The sequence below is a fragment of the Atopomonas hussainii genome, assembly GCF_900109735.1.
Lineage (GTDB): Bacteria > Pseudomonadota > Gammaproteobacteria > Pseudomonadales > Pseudomonadaceae > Atopomonas > Atopomonas hussainii.
In genome coordinates this window covers 62,614-80,024 of the sequence record NZ_FOAS01000009.1, presented here as the reverse complement: position 1 = coordinate 80,024, position 17,411 = coordinate 62,614, and the positions used below count along the sequence as shown (strand labels likewise).

Sequence of the window (17,411 nt, the reverse complement as noted above, 5' to 3'; positions counted from 1 at the left end):
TCGCCTAAGGAACCCCGTCATGTACGTCGCGCTGCTGCAACGCCTAAACCACCTTCACCCTCGCGCCTTCGACTTTATTCAGCTGATGCGTTTGGAGCGCCCGATCGGCATTTATCTGCTGCTCTGGCCCACCCTATGGGCACTGTGGGTAGCTGCCGAAGGCGTGCCGAGCACCGCGAACCTAATTATTTTCACCTTAGGCGTGGTGGTGATGCGCTCCGCCGGTTGCGTGATTAACGACTACGCCGACCGCGACTTCGACGGCCACGTGGCGCGCACCCGCGAACGCCCGCTGGCCAGTGGTCGCGTGCAGCCCAAAGAAGCGCTGATCTTGTTCGCCGTGCTGATGGCACTGGCGCTGGTGCTGGTGCTGTTCACCAACCTCTACACCCTTGTGCTATCGCTCGGCGGCGCGCTGCTGGCGGCGCTGTACCCGTTTATGAAGCGCTACACCTATTACCCGCAGGTGGTGCTGGGCGCCGCGTTTAGCTGGGCGATGCCGATGGCGTTTGCCGCCGAAACCGGCGGCTTAACCGCCACCTTATGGCTGCTGTATATCGCCAACCTGCTGTGGACGGTGGCCTACGACACGCAGTACGCCCTGTGCGACCGGGAAGACGACCTCAAAATCGGGGTGAAATCCACCGCCATCCTGTTCGGCGAGGCCGACCGCCTAATGATCGGCCTGCTGCAAGGTTTAGCGCTGCTGTTCTTAATCGTCGCCGCCAGCCAGCTCAAGCTCGGTCTGTACTTTCACCTAGGCCTTGTCGGCATGCTGCTGACCTTTGCGTGGCAGCACTGGCTAATCCGCGAACGCGAGCCCGGCGCCTGCCTGCGCGCGTTTCTTAACAACCACATCAGCGGCTTGCTGCTGTTTGCTGGCTTAGTCGCCGATTACGCGCTGCGCTAAAACCGCGTAGCGCGTCACCCTCGGCGAAAAATACCGCGCGCTCAATAGCCCGGCGGCTGCTTAGCCCAGTCATAACCTTCGCGAGCTCGCTCAAAGCCCACTTGATACAAAGCGCGCATATAGCGCTGATCGAAATCTTCCTGATGCTCGACGTTAAAGCTGGCAGGAATATAGGCCAGATTAAAATCGAAGCCGTCGCGCTGGGCCGTGAGGAAGATGCGGTACAGATCGCCCACCCCTTGGGTTTGAATCAGTGATGACACCGCGCGCCCGGCAATATCCATCGTGCGCCGCTCGACTTGTGCCCACTGCGGGTCGAGGCGCGCATTGCGGATGACGTACAAGACGCGCTCGCGCTGTACATGGCGGCTTTGGCTGATATTGGCGACCTGCAAACTCGGCGGATAGACGAACACCTGCGACATAGTGCCGCCGTCAACATGCATCTCTTGATAGCGCTGGCCAGCGGCTTCGACATCAATCATCACCGGCGGGAATGCCCCCGGAATGGCCGCTGAGGCCAGCATGATGGAACGGAACAAGTGCAGCGCCTCAGGCGTGCCCGCCGCGGCAATCTTGGTCATGTTCCACAGCACCGCTTGGCGCGCATCCAAATCGGCGGTCGCCACCATCAACAGCCGGCCCTTGGCATATTCCGCAGCGATCGCCTTGAGCATCGCCGCATCCACGGTTTTTTCCAGCTGCGCAAACAGCGGCGCGTTGTCGGCCATCGCATCGCTGGTGATCGCCGCCCAGAGCGATCGCGGCTTAAGAATGTCCGCCGGGGTCACATCGGTATACAGCTGTTTCAGCTGAGCGTCGTAAGCCGGACCCAAAAACGCAAACGGGGCAATCAACGCCCCGGTACTCACCCCAGTCACCAACTTAAACTCGGGGCGAGAGCCATGCGCGCTCCAGCCATTGAGCAAACCGGCGGTAAACGCGCCGTCATCGCCGCCGCCTGAGATGGCTAAAAAATTCGCCGGCGGCAATTGCTGCACACCTTGGGCACGCAGCACCTGGGCTTCACGCTGGAACGACAGCATGGCCTCCTGCTGCAAAGCCTGGTCATCCAGCCCCACGTGATAGCGCACCTGCGCCAAGCCGGGAATCTCTGCCTGCTGGGTTAAATGGGCCGGTACCGCCTGATGCCTTGGCAACTGGCTACACGCCGTTAACCCCCATAACGACAGCAATACTGCACACACGCCTACTTTGTTCATCCGCCACACCCTCGTTGCTTTGCCCTGTATATAGCCCAAGCACATGACATTACAAAACGCCCAGCGCTTGCCCACTTGCTTACTGACGGCGCGAAGCCGCGTGCTTGAGAGCGGGGATAGCCCTGCAGCACTGTCACATAGCTGCAATAATTTGGTTATCTAATGGCCACGCACAACAGCTAACCAACAAGCGGAGCTTGCTATGAACGGCAAATCCATCCTGATCGTTGACGATGAAGCGCCGATCCGTGAAATGATCGCCGTGGCCCTGGAAATGGCCGGTTACGAATGCCTAGAAGCGGAAAACGCCCAGCAGGCGCACAGCTTGGTGGTCGACCGCCAGCCTGATCTGATCTTGCTCGACTGGATGCTGCCCGGCACCACCGGCATTGAACTGGCGCGGCGCTTAAAGCGCGATGAAATCACCGCCGAAGTGCCGATCATCATGCTCACCGCCAAAGGTGAGGAAGACAACAAGATCCAAGGTCTGGAAGTCGGCGCCGACGATTACATCACCAAGCCCTTCTCGCCCCGCGAGCTGGTCGCGCGCTTAAAAGCTGTATTGCGCCGCGCCGCGCCGCTGAATGAAGAAGCGCCGTTGGAAGTGGGCGGCCTGCTGCTCGACCCGGTCAGCCACCGCGTGACCATCGATGGCAGCGCCGCCGAAATGGGCCCCACCGAATACCGCTTGCTGCAATTTTTCATGACCCATCAAGAGCGCGCCTACACCCGCAGCCAGCTGCTCGACCAAGTCTGGGGCGGCAATGTGTACGTTGAGGAGCGCACCGTCGACGTGCATATCCGCCGTCTGCGCAAAGCCTTGGGTGAAAGCTACGAGAATCTCGTGCAGACTGTGCGCGGAACAGGTTACCGATTCTCCACCAAGGCATAAGCACTGTGAACAACCCTTGGCTTTGGGCAGCACTACGCCGCTTGCTGGGCCTGCTGCTGCTCGCGCTATTGGCTGGCGTTATCACTGGCCAATATGCGTGGATGCTCGTGTTAGGTTTAAGTGGCTATTTGGCGTGGATGTTCAGCCAAACCCTGCGCCTAAACAGCTGGCTGGAAAGCCCGATCAGCGATGAACCGCCGCCGGACTCCTTCGGTCTGTGGGGCGAGATCTTCGATCGCATTTATCGCCTGCAACGTCGCGACCAAAAGGTCCGTGGCCGCATGCAGGCGGTGATCGACCGTATTCAGGAATCCACCGCCGCGCTACGCGATGCGGTAATCATGGTCGACAGCGAAGGCACTCTCGATTGGTGGAACCGCGCCGCGGAAACCCTGCTGGGCCTGCGCAGCCCGCAAGACAGCGGCCAGCCGATTGGCAACCTCGTACGCGACCCACGCTTTAAAGACTATTTCGACAAACGCGACTACCGCGAGCCGTTAGAAATCCCCGCGCCGAGCAAGCCGCATCTGCGTTTGCAGTTTCACGTCACCCTGTATGGCCAAGGCGATCGCCTGCTGCTGGTGCGCGACGTCACCCGCATGCACCAGCTGGAGCAAATGCGCAAAGACTTCGTCGCCAACGTCAGTCACGAGCTGCGCACCCCACTGACGGTAATCACCGGCTATCTGGAAACCCTGCTGGACAACAGCGACGACCTCAACCCGCGCTGGAAGCGCGCCCTGCAACAGATGCAACAGCAGGGCGGGCGCATGCAAAACCTGCTCAATGACTTGCTGCTGCTGGCGCGCCTAGAAACCACCGACTACCCCGCCGACAGCCAGCCGGTGGCGGTAGACCTGTTGCTGCTGTCGATTCAGCAAGATGCCATCGCCCTCTCCGGCAGCGCGCACCATAAAATCAGCGTCGACAACAGCACGCGGGGCAAGCTCAAGGGCAGCAGCGCCGAGCTGCGCAGCGCCTTCTCTAATCTGATTTTTAACGCGGTGAAATACACCCCTGCCGAAGGGCAGATCAGCATTCGCTGGTGGCAAGACGAACAAGGCGGCCACCTGAGCGTGAGCGACAGCGGCATCGGCATTGAGCCACAACACTTGCCACGCCTCACCGAACGTTTCTACCGCGTCGACGCCAGCCGCAGCTCCGCCACCGGCGGCACCGGCCTTGGCTTAGCCATCGTCAAACACGTACTGCTGCGCCACAAAGGCCGCTTAGAGATCAGCAGCGTGCCGGGGCAAGGCAGCACCTTTACCTGTCACTTTCCTACTAGTCAGCTGAGCGACAGCAAACAACCGGTGATCTCCTGAGCCGGCGCAGAATTATAAGGCGCCCGCAGGCGCCTTTTTTATTACCGACAACCGCCTTAGTTCTGGCGGATACCGGCGATCAACCACGGCGCGTTGTCGCCTTCGCGCTCCATACGCCAGGTTTCGCTGAAGGGCTCGCCTTGGTCGAAGCGCGAGGTCTTACTCACGCCAATGAAGGTCAGGCTGGCCACGGTGGTGTCGCCCTGCTGTTGCACGTCATCGAGGTGCGCCTGCAGATTGTCGATGTAGGTGGCTTGGTAGCCTTCGCCAAGGCTGGCGCGCTCATCACGCAGGTAGTCGAACAGCTGCGGGGTGACGAACTCAGCGACTTTGTCCATTTCGTTAGCGTCCCAGTGCTGTTGCAGGCTCATGAAGTGCTCACGGCCAGCGGCCACAAAGCGCGCCTCGTCGAACCAAGCGGGGGCATTGATCGCGCCGCGCTCAGGCGCCGCGCTGCCGCCAAATAGGTTGTCGCTCACCGGCTGACGGGCCATGCCCTGCGGCATGCTTTGCCCAGCGCTGGCCATGCTCGGCGCCTGACGGCGGCTGGCAAATAGCTTGAACAACAAGAAAGCGATACCGGCGAACAGCAAGATATCCATCAGCTGCAGGCCTTCGAAGCCGTCACCAAATAGCATGGCGGCCAGCAGACCACCGGCAGCAATACCCGCCAGCGGGCCTAACCAGCGCGATGCGCCGCTCGCGGCGGCACCACGGCCTGCGGTGGCGGCAGCAGCGCCAGCGGGCGCCGCAGCCGGTGCAGCGGCAGGGCTATCAGCACGGCGCATGGGTTGGCTAGTGGGGGCTTTGCCCCAGCTTTTGCCGCCACCAAAGCGCTTGGCTTCGGCTTCCATGCTTAAGGTCAGGCTCAGGCACAGGGCCAAACCTAAGGACAACAATTTTTGCATCGAGGAACTCTCCGTCGTTGATTGTGTGCATCCTGCCGCAGCCGCTGGCTGCCGCCCAATGCAAAGCGTTAGCAAATGTTTCAGGGCGCCGTGTTAACCGCCAGCACGCAGATTTGCGCTGCACTGGGGTAGTGCCACTGCACGTCGACATCCCACAGGCGCATGCCGTAGCGGCGCGCGGGGTCGGGGGTTTGGTAAGCGGGTTTCGGGTCTTGTGCAAGGCACTGTTCGATCAGCGCCAGCAAGGGCTGGCCAAGTCGCTCGCCTTGTGCCTGCGCCTGCGCGCGTGCCTCGGCCGTCCACTGTACTGGCAATAACGCTGGCGGTGCGCTGGCGATGTGGTTAAACGCGCCGGGCACTTCGTCGGCGTAGGGCACGTAGGGTTTGATATCTAGCACCGGGGTGCCGTCGAGCAAATCCACCCCGGAGAGCCACAAGCAGCCGGGCTCGACTTTGTCTAAACGCACCACCGATTGCCCCAGCGGATTAGGCCGGTGGGTGGCGCGGCTGGCAAATACGCCAAGCTTTTGGTTGCCACCCAAACGCGGCGGGCGCACGCGAATATGCGCAGGGCCCGAGGGGCATTGGTGAAACACGAACAGCAGCCACACATGACTGACTTGCTCCAGCCCCGCCACGGCCTCGGGCGCGTCATACGGTGGGGTGAGGATTAGCTGCGCGCGGGCATCGGGCGCTAGCTGTGGCTGGCGCGGGATGCCGAACTTCTCGGCAAAGCACGAACGCACATAACCCACGGGGCTTAAGGTGTACACCTCGCTCATCCCCAGCTCACCCCGGCGTAACGCCCCGGCTTATGGTTGATCGCCGGCACTAAATTGAGCGCTACGGCACCGAGAATCGACAGCAGCACTTGCTGCCAATCCACCACGAATAGCGCCGACAGCACGATCAAGCAATCCACGCCCATCTGCACTTTGCCGGCACTCCAGCCGAAGCGGTCTTGCAGGTACAGCACGAGAATGTTCAAACCGCCAAGGCTGGCCTTATGGCGGAACAACAAGAGCATGCCCAAGCCAATCAACAGGCCGCCGATTACCGCCGCGTAGATCGGATTCAGGCTATTAATGCTCAGCACGTGCGGCATTAGTTCAGTGAACAGCGACAGCAAGCTCACTGCCGCGAAGGTTTTCAGGGTGAAACCCCAGCCCATGCGCCGCCATGCCAAGTAATAAAACGGCAGATTAATAACGAAGAAGGCGGTGCCGAAATTTACCGGCGCGGCGTACTGAATCAAGAAGGCGATGCCCGAGGTGCCGCCGGTGAGTAGCCCGGCGGTTAAGTACAAATGCACGCCGAGGGCGACCACTAAGGTGCCAATCAACAGGGCTTGGGCATCGTCGAACCAGCTATGACGCATTGAGGCTCCTACCTGACCGGGCGCAGAACAAAACTACCCTGCCCACAGCTTTTACGCGCCGCGCGCTGCACTTCTGCCGAGCAGGCGCGGTAGTCGTTGGCGCTGCGGTCAAAACACACGCGCAGCTCTTTTAAGAAGCGCCCGCCGCCGGAGCAAAAGCTCGCCACGGCCTCGCTGGGCATGTCGGGATTGCCCTGGGTAAACGCGGCAGTTAACTCCGCAGCCGTTAACCGTTGCGCTTGCTGCGGTTGTTGAAACGCCGAGGGAATTTGCACGCGCTGCTTGAGCTGCTGCGACAGACTCAGATAACCCTCAGGCGATAGCCCCGAGCAGGTGCCGTGCTTGCGCCACTCATGCACAAACAGGCGGTCGTTGGGGTACAGGCCGGCGTATTGGCGCATCAGCGCTTTGTCCATCCAGTCGCCTTTGCAGTTACTCGGCCAGCCACGCTCGTGCTGCGGCCACAGGCCGTGCAAGACAAAGCCGTAGGGGCGACCGCACTGCTGCGCATCACGCTGCGCATTGGCGGCGCAGTAGTCCGGCGACCACGACAGCGCCAACAGGTAATAGTCGAAATCCGCCGCGCTACTGCCCGGCCCAGCCGCTTGCTCGCGACTATCGCAGCCCAGCAGCAAGAACAGTAACGGTACAGCCCAGCAGATCTTCATGGCGCGGCCTCCCGCCAGTGCGGCGCTAAAAGCTGCTCGAACGAATCGGCCAAAATCGCATACTCATCGGCACAGCCTTCGCGCCGCGCTTCGGGCAACTCTTCGCCCGCCCATGCGTAACGCTCGGCATCGGCGCCATAGGCCCAGCACAGCATGTTGAACGCACGCTGCGCATTGAGTGCGTGCGGATCGGCTAAGGCCTCATCGCTCAATTCATCTTCTTCGCTGTAGCCATCGAGCACGCTTTGCAGCGCCAGCTCGCCGTCTTCATCGGCAAACATGAAGTACGCGGCCAGTTGGTCGGCAACATCTTCTTCCCGACCCAACGCCGGCAGTTCCAGCAAGTCGATCAACGCATGCCCCAGCTCGTGCAGATAGCTGTAGTCGAACCACTGCTGGATCAGCGCGGGGATTTCCTCTGCCTCGACGTCGCCCTCTGCCAGCCATTGGGCATAGCGGGCTTCGCTGTCTTGTACGTCTTCGTAACAAAGGGTGATCTGCGCGCGCTGCTCGTCACGGCTGTAATAGGCGTTGGCTTCGTCGCACTGGGCAAACGCCAGCCACAAGGGTTGCGGCAGGTGCAGGTCGGCAACGCTCGGCTGGTAGCGTTCTAACCACTGCTCGTGTTGCACGCGCTCAGCGATGCGCTGCAAGGCCGGCTCCGTGGCCGGCTGGTAGCTCAGCTGCAGGCTTGCGGCCGCTGCCAGAGCGCCCCAGCCAAGCAGCAGCGCCAGAACGACCGCGCGCATGTTTAGGCCTTAATCAGCGCCTGCACGGCGGCGATGGTACTGTCGAGCTGCGCACGGTCGGCGCAGCGCAGGTTGGCGTGGCCAACTTTGCGCCCGGCTTTGAACGCCTTGCCGTAGTGGTGCAGGTGGCAGCCGTCGATGGCGGTCACCGCGCTAACATCCGGCACTTCGCCGATGAAGTTCAGCATCGCCGCCTCGCCCACGGTGGCGGTGGAACCCAACGGCAAGCCGGCGATGGCGCGCAGGTGGTTTTCGAACTGGCTGCACTCGGCGCCTTCGATGGTCCAGTGTCCGGAGTTATGCACACGCGGGGCAATCTCGTTGGCCTTTAAGCCGCCATCGACCTCGAAGAACTCAAACGCCAGCACGCCAACATAGTTGAGCTTATCCAGCACGCGCCCAGCGTAGTCTTCGGCCAGTGCTTGCAGCGGGTGCTGCTTGCTGGCGATGGACAGCTTGAGAATGCCGCCCTCGTGGGTGTTGTGCACCAACGGGTAGCAACGGGTTTCCCCATCGCGACCGCGCACGGCAATCAACGAGACTTCGCCGCTAAACGGCACGAAGCCTTCCAGAATGCATGGCACGCTGCCCAGCTCGGCAAACGCACCAGCTACATCGGCGGCTTCGCGCAGCACCTTCTGGCCCTTGCCGTCGTAACCTAAGGTGCGGGTTTTCATCACCGCTGGCAGGCCAATGCTGGCCACGGCGGCATCTAAATCGGCTTGCGATTGGATATCGGCAAACGCCGGGGTGGGAATGCCCAAGTCTTTAAACATGGACTTCTCAAACCAACGGTCGCGGGCCACGCGCAGCGCCTCGGCACAGGGATAGACCGGCACGAACTGAGAAAGAAACGCCACGGTTTCCGCCGGCACGCTTTCAAACTCGAAGGTCACCAGATCGACTTCGTCAGCCAGCTGGCGCAGGTGATCCTGATCGCTGTAATCGGCGCGGATATGCTCGCCCACCACTTGCGCGCAGGCATCTGGCGCGGGGTCGAGAAACGCAAACTGCATGCCCAGCGGATACCCCGCCATGGCCATCATACGGCCCAGCTGGCCGCCACCGATTACACCAATCTTCATGCTTAAACCTCGTTGTTTCAGGCGTCGCGGGGGTCCGGATTATCCAGCACGGTTTGCGTCTGGTTATCGCGGAAGTCCTTCAGTGCGGCGTGGTATTCCGGGTACTTGTTGCCCAGAATGCTCGCCGCCAACAGTGCCGCGTTGATCGCCCCGGCTTTACCGATGGCCAAGGTGGCTACCGGCACACCGGCAGGCATCTGCACGATGGACAACAGCGAATCGACACCGGACAAAATCGACGACTGCACCGGCACGCCAAGCACCGGCAGGTGCGTTTTCGCCGCACACATACCCGGCAAATGCGCTGCGCCACCGGCGCCGGCGATGATTACCTCGATGCCGCGACCTTCCGCCTGTTCGGCGTACTGAAACAGCAGATCGGGGGTGCGGTGGGCAGAAACCACCTGCACTTCATTAGGAATGCCGAGCTTGTCGAGCATTTCGACAGTGTGGCTGAGGGTGGACCAGTCGGACTTGGAGCCCATGATCACGCCAACCCGTGCAGTCATTACGTAGGCCTCTTGCTGGGCGCCCGCGGGGCGCTAGAAAGTCAACAAGCCACGGCGTCACCGGAAATCAATCGCGTGCTTCCGGCCGTTCGTGGCTTGCCCGGCGCGCGGCGGCCGCCACGCGTTAAGCGGCGATTATACCCACAAACGGCGTACAGGGCAGTGCCGACGGACGCCTGCCCGTGCAATCCATCTGCGGCCACAATAAAACGGCCCCGCGCAGCAAGCTGACGCGGGGCCGTTTTTTACCTTGCGGCGTCGTGCTTACTGACGCACGCCCTCAACCGACAGAATCAGCTGCACTTCTTGCGAAGCGGGGCCTAAGTCCATGGCGATGTCGAAGTCTTTCAGCTTTAACGTGGTGGTGCCTTCGAAACCGGCACGATAGCCGCCCCACGGGTCTTGGCCCATGCCGGTCAACGCTGCTTTGATCACCACCGGCTTGGTCACGCCGTTCAAGGTCAGGTCGCCGCTGATGTCGGCGGTTTTCTCGCCGGTCATCGCCACGCCAGTCGACACAAAGCTGGCCTGCGGGTGCTTGTCCACATTCAGGAAGTCGCCACTGCGCAGGTGCTTGTCGCGTTCGGCATGGTTGGAGTCGACGCTGGCGGTGTTGATGGTGACCTGCACTTTGCTGGCTTCTGGCGCCGCTTCGTCGTAACTGAAGGTGCCATCGAAGTCGTTAAACGTGCCGTATAGCCAGCTGTAGCCTAGGTGGCTGATCTTGAAGTTGATAAAGGCGTGCTGGCCTTTTTTGTCGATCACGTAGTCGGCGGCCAGCGCCTGCGGGACGATCACCGCGGCGCTCAGCGCCAAAGCAGCAAAGGTTTTCTTCAACATGGAGGGTTCTCCTTCGGGGTTGTTATTGGCCACGTCCGCCGAGCATGCGGCGCAGCGTGGCATCACGATCAATCACATGGTGTTTTACCGCGGCCAGCGCATGCACACTGACCAGAGCGATCAAGCCCCAGGCCAGTACTTCGTGCAGCCAACCAGCAATATCTTCTTGTTGCGGCAAACCGCTGAGCAGCGCAGGCACCGTGAACAGGCCAAAGACCTCAATGCCGCGACCATCGGCCGTGCTGATCAGATAGCCGCTGATCATCAGCGCAAACAGCAGCACATACAGGGCGATATGCCCACCTTTAGCCGCCAATTTGACCAGTGCCGAATGGCTGGCCAACGGCTGCGGCTGCGGGGTGAACAGGCGCCACGCCAAGCGCAGCAGCATCACAGCGAACAAACACAGGCCCACGCTTTTGTGCAGCTCGGGGGCGTCTTTACGCCACGGGTCGTAATAACCCAGATCCATCATCCACAGGCCCCAAGCAAACATGCCGATCACCACCACGGCCACCAACCAGTGCAAGGTGATGCTCAACCAGCCATAACGGTCTGCGGTGTTTTTCAGTGCCATCGTCTTTCCTCATTTAACGAGACTGAGCATAGCCCTTACAAAACTGATTAAAAGCGCAAAAATAACGTCAAAAGCATCAGCTTTTTAGATGCATCGCGATTTACTGGACTGCCTGTGTGACGCCAAGGCCGGCGTAAAGTTGCACAGCCGGGACTAAGAACGACGCCCAAAGGCCTGCTACGCTGTCTGAGCTTCAGCCTGTCACTAACCGATGATCGAGACGCCCTTGCGCCCAAGCCTGCTTAATCGCCTCACTTACGCCGTGTGTTTTGTGGCGTACCTCGTCAGTGCCGCCGCACACGCACAAACCGTGCGGATGGGCTTTGCTGATGACATTCCGCCTTTGTCGATGCGCGAAGATGGCGCGCTCAAGGGCTTGATTCCTGAGTTAGCGCAATGGCTGGTTGAGCACAGCGGCGACTTCACCTTTTATGGCGAAGGCCTGCCTTGGCCGCGAGCACAGCAGAAAGTTGAGCAGGGCGAACTGGATGCGTTTTTGACCTATCCATCGGCGGAGCGACAGCGCTATGCGCTCTTTAGCGCAAGCCCGGTGTATCTGTTGGATTCGTCCTACCTGATCTATAGCCGGCACAACCCGCAGCGGGCGCGCTTGGAGCAGGCGCAATCGCTGGCGGATCTGGCCGGCATGACCTTAGTGGCTCAGCGCGGCACGGGATATATCGACGACAATATTCCAAACAGCATCCAGCGTTTGCTCAGCACGCACTTAGATGGTGTATATCACTTGTTATTTCGTCGTGGGCATGGCGACTTCACCCTCGCGCCACCCGAGCAAGCACTCTATTCGGCGCAGCAATTGGGTTACCGCGAAGCCTTGTTATACCGCTCGGTCGATTTCATCCCCAATGCGCGCATTCCGCTGCACTTGGGCATCTCCCGGCAACAGCCGCAAGCCGCGCAGTGGCTGGCGGCGCTGGAGCGAACCCTGAACAGCGCGGCCTTTCGCCAAGCGCGCGAGGCCATCACCGCCCGCTACCGACAAACCGCACCGTAAAGTGTTCTACAGTTAAAGCGTAATAACCTGTTGGGGGCTGCTTAGCCATGCGCATCTTATGGACAGTACTACTCGCTCTTTACCTGCTGCCCGCGCAAGCTGAAGTGCTGAAGTTTGCCTTTGCCGCCAATGAGCCGCCGATTAGCACCCAGGCCGGCGGGGTGGCGAGCGGCTTGATTCCCGAATTGGCTGAGCTGGTGGTGCGCTTAACCCCAGAGCTGCAATACCAAGGCACCGTTTTGCCTTGGGCGCGCGCACAATATGATGTTGAGCGCGGCAAGTTAGATGCTCTGCTCACCTACCCCTCGGATAGCCGTAAAGCCTATGCGCTGTTCACCGCCACGCCGGCGTATCACTTAGATTTCGGCTACCTGATTTTTCACAAAGACCACCCCAAGCGGGCACAGCTGGAAGCGGCGAAAAGCTTCGCCGACCTCGAAAGCTTTATCTTTGTTGCTCAGCAGGGCGCCGAGTTCGAAGAGCAAAATGTGCCCGCGTCGATCAACCGTCTGTATGCCAATCAGCTCGACGGAGTGATGCACCTGCTGCTCAAACGCCGCGATGGCGACTTTGCCATCATGCAGCCGGAGCAAGCGGTGTATCTGGCCAAAGGCTTCGGCTATGCCCGCGACCTGGCCATGCAGTCGGTGGATTTTATCCCCGACGCGAAAATCCCTTTTCATGTCGGTATTCGTCGCAGCCATCCACAGGCTGCCGTGCTGATTGAGCGCATTGAGCAAACCCTGCACAGCCAAGCTTTTCAGCGCGAGCGTGAGGCATTGCTGCAGCGTTATCGCTGAGCTGCCTAGCCCTGAGTTGCCTACCTCTGGGCTTGTCTAGCGCTGAGCCGACAGCAACTGCTGGGCCACCCGCTGGCCACTGCGCAGGGCGCCTTCTAGAGTGCCAGGGAACAGTTTATCGGTGTGCTCACCGGCGAAATACATCCGGCCCATGGGCTTTTCCCACAAGCCCCAGTAGCGGCTCATCTCACCCGGCCCGTAAGCCAGCCACGCACCGCCCGCCAGCGGATCTTTACCCGGACGAGTCACTTCGTAGCCTTTAAACGCCGCACGCGCGCCGGGGTAGCGTTTATCCAGCTTGAACAACACCTGATCGACCACTTGGCGGTCGCCCAAGGTTTGCAGCAGACGTGCGTTGTCGCCGGCCAAAGTGACCATCAAGTTCGCCCCGCCCTTCAGCGCCGGCTCCAGCCAGATCACCCCAAGGCCTTCGTCGCTGTAGATCTCGCCAGACAAACGCGTTTGCCCCCATACCGGCTTTTTAAACTTGAGCAGCATGCTGTCGCGCCAGCCGTAGTTGATGTCTTTAATCGCCGCGCTGCGCAGCGGGTCGAGGCTCGGGCTAAGGCTGATCTTGCCCAGCGCCGGCAGCGGCACGCTAAGCACCACGTAATCGGCGCGGTATTCGTGTTTGCCGGCTTGCACCACTACGTGCTCGCCTTGCTGCTGCACGCGCGACACCCACTGACCGGTCTTGATCTGCCTCACGCGCTTGGCAAAGGCTTGCGCCAACACACCCGAGCCGCCGTTTAGGCGCGCGGCGCGGCGTTCGCTCTCGCCAATCTGCTGATACACGCTGTACTGCTGCAGCAAATACAGCAGCGAAATGCGGCTGGGCTCGTCAAAGCGCGAGCGCAGCATTTGGTTAACTAGGGCGCGCGCAGTAGGCGGCAAACCTTGGCCATCCAGCCAGCGCGCCACGGTGGTTTGGTCGAGGGTGAGTAAATCGCGGTCAGGCGCTGGGTTACTCGGGTCGGTGATTTTCTGCGCCAGCGTTGCTAATTCAGCACGCACCTTGTCGATGGCTTGCGCATCGCGCGGCAGCTGTTTGGCCAGCTCACTTTCGGTGAGGTATTGGCCATTGACCAAAAACGCTGGGCGCTGCACTTCGCCGGGCGCCTTGTGGGTGCTCAATTTGAACAGGTCGATGTAGTTATGCAGCACTGGCATGGCGCTTTTCGAGCCAATCCACTCGCCGCTTTGCGGGCCGCTGCGGCCCCCCACTTCGTCTCGCGCTTCAAGCACGGTGACCTGCCAACCGGCCTTTTCCAGCTCGTAAGCGCTAGACAGCCCCGCCAAACCGGCGCCGACCACAATCGCGCTAGGTTTATTAGCGGCCTGCGCCATCGGCACAGCTAAGCATGCCGCGACTAACCAACCCCAAGATGCCCGCACCATCACCGCTCCCCCGTTTTACTGTGCTCAGCATACTGCAGCCGTGCGACCTTAGCAGCCGCAGGTTTCACAGTCTGATCAATGGCTTAGGCTGGCCAGCACAGCGCCGATTGCATAGGCTGTGAAGCACATGCACCGATGGAGCCCCCCCATGAGCCTGAACGACCAGTGGATGCAGCGCGACCTCGCCGTGCTCTGGCACCCCTGCACGCAGATGAAAGATCACGAGACCCTGCCCGTGATCCCCATCAAGCGCGGCGACGGCGTGTGGCTGGAGGACTTCGACGGCAAGCGCTATCTGGATGCCGTGAGCTCGTGGTGGGTGAATGCCTTTGGCCACGCCAACCCGCGCATTAACCAGCGCATCAAAGACCAGCTCGACCAGCTGGAACACGTGATCTTGGCTGGCTTTGGCCATCAGCCGGTGATTGAACTGTCCGAGCGCTTGGTAGAAATCACCCCGCCGGGGCTGAACCGGGTGTTCTACGCCGATAACGGCTCGTCGTGCATCGAAGTGGCGCTGAAGATGAGCTACCACTTCTGGCGCAACAGCGGCAAAGCCGAGAAAAAACGCTTTATCACCTTAAGCAACAGCTACCACGGCGAAACCGTGGCGGCCATGTCGGTGGGTGATGTGGCGCTGTTTACCGACACCTACAAACCGCTGCTAATGGACACCATCAAGGTGCCCAGCCCCGACTGCTACCTGCGCCCCGAGGGCGTGAGCTGGGCCGAGCATTCGCGCACTATGTTTGCGCACATGGAACAAGCGCTGGCCGAGTATCACCACGAAGTGGCCGCAGTGATCGTCGAACCACTGCTGCAAGGCGCGTGCGGCATGCGCATGTACGACCCGATCTACCTCACCCTGCTGCGCCAAGCCTGCGACCGCTACGGCGTGCACCTGATTGCCGACGAAATCGCCGTCGGCTTTGGCCGCACCGGCACTATGTTCGCCTGCGAGCAAGCGGGCATCACGCCAGACTTTATGTGTTTATCCAAGGCACTAACCGGCGGCTACTTACCGCTGGCCGCCTGCCTGACTACCGATACTGTGTACCAAGCGTTTTACGACGAATACGACACCCTGCGCGGCTTTTTGCATTCGCACAGCTACACCGGCAACCCGCTGGCCTGCGCCGCGGCGTTGGCCACGCTGGACATCTTCCGCGACGATGACGTGATCAACGCCAACAAAAAGCTCGCCGCGCGCATGGCCAGCAGCACCGCGCACCTCAAAGACCACCCGCACATCAGCGAAGTACGCCAAATGGGCATGGCCATCGCCATGGAAATGGTCCAGGACAAAGCCAGCAAGACCGCCTTCCCGTGGCAAGAACGCCGCGGCCTCGCCGTCTACCAGCACGCCCTCAGCCGTGGCGCCCTGCTGCGCCCGCTGGGCAACGTGGTGTACTTCCTGCCGCCGTATGTGATCAGCGAAGAGCAAATCGACTTCTTGGCCGAAGTGGCCACCGAGGGCATCGACAAGGCTACTTCACAGAAAGTTAGCGTGAGTGTGGATGCGGATCTCTACCCCGATTTCACTCATCCCGGTTGAGGAAGCACTGCTTTAATGGCTGCACAGCCCCATCACCGCGTTGTGCGGTGCTCACAAGCTCGTCTACCAAACGGTGTGTCTCGCTTGCTGCGCGCCGTACGCCTTGTGCTGGGGCTGTTCGCCGATTAAATCAGCGCCTCCTAGATCCAAAGCGCTTTCAACGGCGGTTACCTAGTCTAAAAGGCACAGGTAAACTGCCCACCCCACACCGCGAGCCTGCATCATGCGTTTGTCCCGTTTTTATATTGCCCAAGCCCTACACCTCGGCGAGCAAACGCTGCCGGAAGCCACGGCGCACTACATGGCTAAAGTGTTGCGCTTAAAAACGGGCGATGCGGTGCAGTTGTTTGACGGCAGCGGGCAGGAGTTTCGCGGTGTGCTCAGCGAGGTGAGCAAGAAGGCCGTGCAGGCCGACCTTAACGAGCAGTTCACCGGCCAGCCGGACTCACCGTTGCACGTGCACTTGGGCCAAGTACTGTCGCGCGGCGAGCGCATGGATTGGGCGATCCAGAAGGCCACTGAGCTGGGCGTCAATCGCATCACCCCGCTGTTTAGCGAACGCTGTGAAGTACGCCTCTCGGACGAGCGCCAAGACAAACGCCTGCAACACTGGCAGCAAGTGGCAATCAGCGCCTGCGAGCAATGCGGCCGCTCCAGCGTGCCAGAAATCCTCGCTCCGCAAGCACTGGCCGACTGGCAAGCCGAACGCGACGAAGACCTGCGTTTAGTGCTGCACCCCGAGCACGCCCAGCCGATTGCTAGCCTCGCTAAGCCGCAGCGTTTGGCCTTACTGATCGGCCCTGAAGGCGGCCTCACCGACGCCGAAGTGAACGCTGCCTGCGCCGCTGGCTTCACCCAAGCCTGTTTCGGCCCACGCGTGCTTCGCACCGAAACCGCGCCGATTGTCGCCCTCAGCTTGGCGCAGCAACTGTGGGGTGATTTTTAAAACACCATCAAGGTCACCGCACGACTACTTTGCTACTCTGGCGCAAAAAACACAGGTCACCCCATGCTTAAGCACCTTGCCATCTCGCTGCTCTGCACCTGCCTTAGCGCTACCGCGTTCGCCGTGGAAGAACCGCCAGCCGACCGCAGCGAGCCGATCTACCTCATCGGCCAACTCAAACTCGATGGCAGCAATATGAGCTACAGCATCTTCCTCCACGAAGACGCCGTGACCAGCTTGGATCAGTGCAACGCCGCTTGGCAGTCTGGCCAACAAGGCGACTGGCCGCATTACTTCCACGTCTTTCGCCGCGACCTGATTCAAGGCTTTTCCGCCCACATCCAATACCGCTGCGCCACCAGCACGCAAAGCATTAGCAGCTGGGAAGAGCGGCGCGACTACCGAAAATCCTACCTCGTGCACATCGACCGCCAGCGCCTCACGCTCAAGCCCTACAACAGCTTCGCCGCCTGCAGCCGCGATTTCGGTTACTTAAGCAGCGCCGATCAAGCCAATCGGTTTTGCACTAAAAGCAGCCAAGAACTGCGCTAACTCACACAAAACCAAAGGCCCAACCAAGGTATGGCGCGAGGCTGATTTTGTATATTTAGCTATAAGCATATAGCCAAACAG

19 protein-coding genes are annotated in these 17,411 nt (G+C 60.6%); 8 read left to right on the top strand and 11 right to left on the bottom strand.

What is annotated here, in order from left to right:
• Positions 1 to 19: 19 nt before the first annotated feature.
• The gene (gene ubiA / locus BMX80_RS10175) at positions 20 to 910 is read left to right on the top strand and encodes a 4-hydroxybenzoate octaprenyltransferase (RefSeq protein WP_074867949.1); all 891 of its coding nucleotides are present in this window, start codon (positions 20 to 22) and stop codon (positions 908 to 910) included.
• 41 nt (positions 911 to 951) lie between these two features.
• On the opposite strand, the gene BMX80_RS10170 is transcribed toward ubiA, so the two are convergent.
• Complete coding sequence (locus BMX80_RS10170) at positions 952 to 2,133, bottom strand: patatin-like phospholipase family protein (RefSeq protein ID WP_175474902.1); 1,182 nt, start codon at positions 2,131 to 2,133, stop codon at positions 952 to 954.
• Between the two features lie 202 nt (positions 2,134 to 2,335).
• Between BMX80_RS10170 and phoB the strand changes: the two genes are divergently transcribed.
• Complete coding sequence (phoB, locus tag BMX80_RS10165; RefSeq protein ID WP_071872221.1) at positions 2,336 to 3,025, top strand: phosphate regulon transcriptional regulator PhoB; 690 nt, start codon at positions 2,336 to 2,338, stop codon at positions 3,023 to 3,025.
• Between the two features lie 5 nt (positions 3,026 to 3,030).
• Complete coding sequence (gene phoR, locus BMX80_RS10160; protein ID WP_074867946.1) at positions 3,031 to 4,350, top strand: phosphate regulon sensor histidine kinase PhoR; 1,320 nt, start codon at positions 3,031 to 3,033, stop codon at positions 4,348 to 4,350.
• Positions 4,351 to 4,406: 56 nt separating this feature from the next.
• Here phoR and BMX80_RS10155 read toward each other — a convergent pair whose 3' ends face one another.
• The 9 genes from BMX80_RS10155 to BMX80_RS10115 all read right to left on the bottom strand — a co-directional run bounded on the left by BMX80_RS10155 (position 4,407) and on the right by BMX80_RS10115 (position 11,064).
• Positions 4,407 to 5,258 (bottom strand): Tim44 domain-containing protein, encoded by an 852-nt coding sequence (locus tag BMX80_RS10155; RefSeq protein WP_074867944.1) that lies wholly within the window; start codon positions 5,256 to 5,258, stop codon positions 4,407 to 4,409.
• An 80-nt stretch (positions 5,259 to 5,338) separates the two neighbouring features.
• Positions 5,339 to 6,040, bottom strand: coding sequence for a tRNA (N6-threonylcarbamoyladenosine(37)-N6)-methyltransferase TrmO (tsaA, locus tag BMX80_RS10150; RefSeq protein WP_074867941.1), 702 nt, complete (start codon positions 6,038 to 6,040; stop codon positions 5,339 to 5,341).
• Positions 6,037 to 6,636: a YitT family protein gene (locus tag BMX80_RS10145; protein WP_071872216.1), complete on the bottom strand. Its 600-nt coding sequence runs from the start codon at positions 6,634 to 6,636 to the stop codon at positions 6,037 to 6,039. The genes tsaA and BMX80_RS10145 overlap by 4 nt, the downstream gene beginning before the upstream one ends.
• Positions 6,637 to 6,644: 8 nt before the next feature.
• On the bottom strand, positions 6,645 to 7,304 hold the full coding sequence (locus tag BMX80_RS10140) for a ribonuclease T2 family protein (RefSeq protein ID WP_074867939.1): 660 nt from the start codon (positions 7,302 to 7,304) through the stop codon (positions 6,645 to 6,647).
• Complete coding sequence (locus BMX80_RS10135) at positions 7,301 to 8,053, bottom strand: DUF4344 domain-containing metallopeptidase (RefSeq protein ID WP_074867936.1); 753 nt, start codon at positions 8,051 to 8,053, stop codon at positions 7,301 to 7,303. Before BMX80_RS10135 ends, BMX80_RS10140 begins: the two co-directional genes overlap by 4 nt.
• A 2-nt stretch (positions 8,054 to 8,055) precedes the next feature.
• Positions 8,056 to 9,138 (bottom strand): 5-(carboxyamino)imidazole ribonucleotide synthase, encoded by a 1,083-nt coding sequence (locus tag BMX80_RS10130; protein WP_074867933.1) that lies wholly within the window; start codon positions 9,136 to 9,138, stop codon positions 8,056 to 8,058.
• A 17-nt stretch (positions 9,139 to 9,155) separates the two neighbouring features.
• A complete protein-coding gene (gene purE, locus BMX80_RS10125) occupies positions 9,156 to 9,647 on the bottom strand; it encodes a 5-(carboxyamino)imidazole ribonucleotide mutase (RefSeq protein WP_071872212.1) in 492 nt (163 codons plus the stop codon).
• 264 nt (positions 9,648 to 9,911) lie between these two features.
• Positions 9,912 to 10,487 (bottom strand): YceI family protein, encoded by a 576-nt coding sequence (locus BMX80_RS10120; protein WP_074867930.1) that lies wholly within the window; start codon positions 10,485 to 10,487, stop codon positions 9,912 to 9,914.
• A 22-nt stretch (positions 10,488 to 10,509) separates the two neighbouring features.
• Complete coding sequence (locus tag BMX80_RS10115; RefSeq protein ID WP_074867927.1) at positions 10,510 to 11,064, bottom strand: cytochrome b; 555 nt, start codon at positions 11,062 to 11,064, stop codon at positions 10,510 to 10,512.
• 226 nt (positions 11,065 to 11,290) lie between these two features.
• On the opposite strand from BMX80_RS10115, the gene BMX80_RS10110 reads away from it, so the two are divergent.
• Together BMX80_RS10110 and BMX80_RS10105 are read left to right on the top strand one after the other, a co-directional pair.
• Positions 11,291 to 12,079 (top strand): substrate-binding periplasmic protein, encoded by a 789-nt coding sequence (locus BMX80_RS10110; RefSeq protein WP_175474901.1) that lies wholly within the window; start codon positions 11,291 to 11,293, stop codon positions 12,077 to 12,079.
• A gap of 47 nt (positions 12,080 to 12,126) precedes the next feature.
• Complete coding sequence (locus BMX80_RS10105; RefSeq protein WP_074867922.1) at positions 12,127 to 12,879, top strand: substrate-binding periplasmic protein; 753 nt, start codon at positions 12,127 to 12,129, stop codon at positions 12,877 to 12,879.
• 36 nt (positions 12,880 to 12,915) lie between these two features.
• Here the strand turns inward: BMX80_RS10105 and BMX80_RS10100 are convergent, their stop codons facing one another.
• The gene (locus tag BMX80_RS10100; protein WP_083394300.1) at positions 12,916 to 14,277 is read right to left on the bottom strand and encodes a flavin monoamine oxidase family protein; all 1,362 of its coding nucleotides are present in this window, start codon (positions 14,275 to 14,277) and stop codon (positions 12,916 to 12,918) included.
• A gap of 148 nt (positions 14,278 to 14,425) precedes the next feature.
• Between BMX80_RS10100 and BMX80_RS10095 the strand changes: the two genes are divergently transcribed.
• The 3 genes from BMX80_RS10095 (at position 14,426) to BMX80_RS10085 (ending at position 17,330) form a co-directional block, all read left to right on the top strand.
• Positions 14,426 to 15,832, top strand: a complete 1,407-nt coding sequence (locus BMX80_RS10095) for an adenosylmethionine--8-amino-7-oxononanoate transaminase (RefSeq protein WP_074867916.1) — start codon at positions 14,426 to 14,428, stop codon at positions 15,830 to 15,832.
• 223 nt (positions 15,833 to 16,055) lie between these two features.
• Positions 16,056 to 16,778 carry a 16S rRNA (uracil(1498)-N(3))-methyltransferase gene (locus BMX80_RS10090; RefSeq protein ID WP_074867913.1) on the top strand — a complete coding sequence of 241 codons (723 nt, stop codon included), beginning with the start codon at positions 16,056 to 16,058 and terminating at the stop codon, positions 16,776 to 16,778.
• Between the two features lie 63 nt (positions 16,779 to 16,841).
• Entirely contained in the window at positions 16,842 to 17,330 is a 489-nt protein-coding gene (locus tag BMX80_RS10085) for a hypothetical protein (RefSeq protein ID WP_083394299.1), read from the top strand.
• Positions 17,331 to 17,411: the final 81 nt, after the last annotated feature.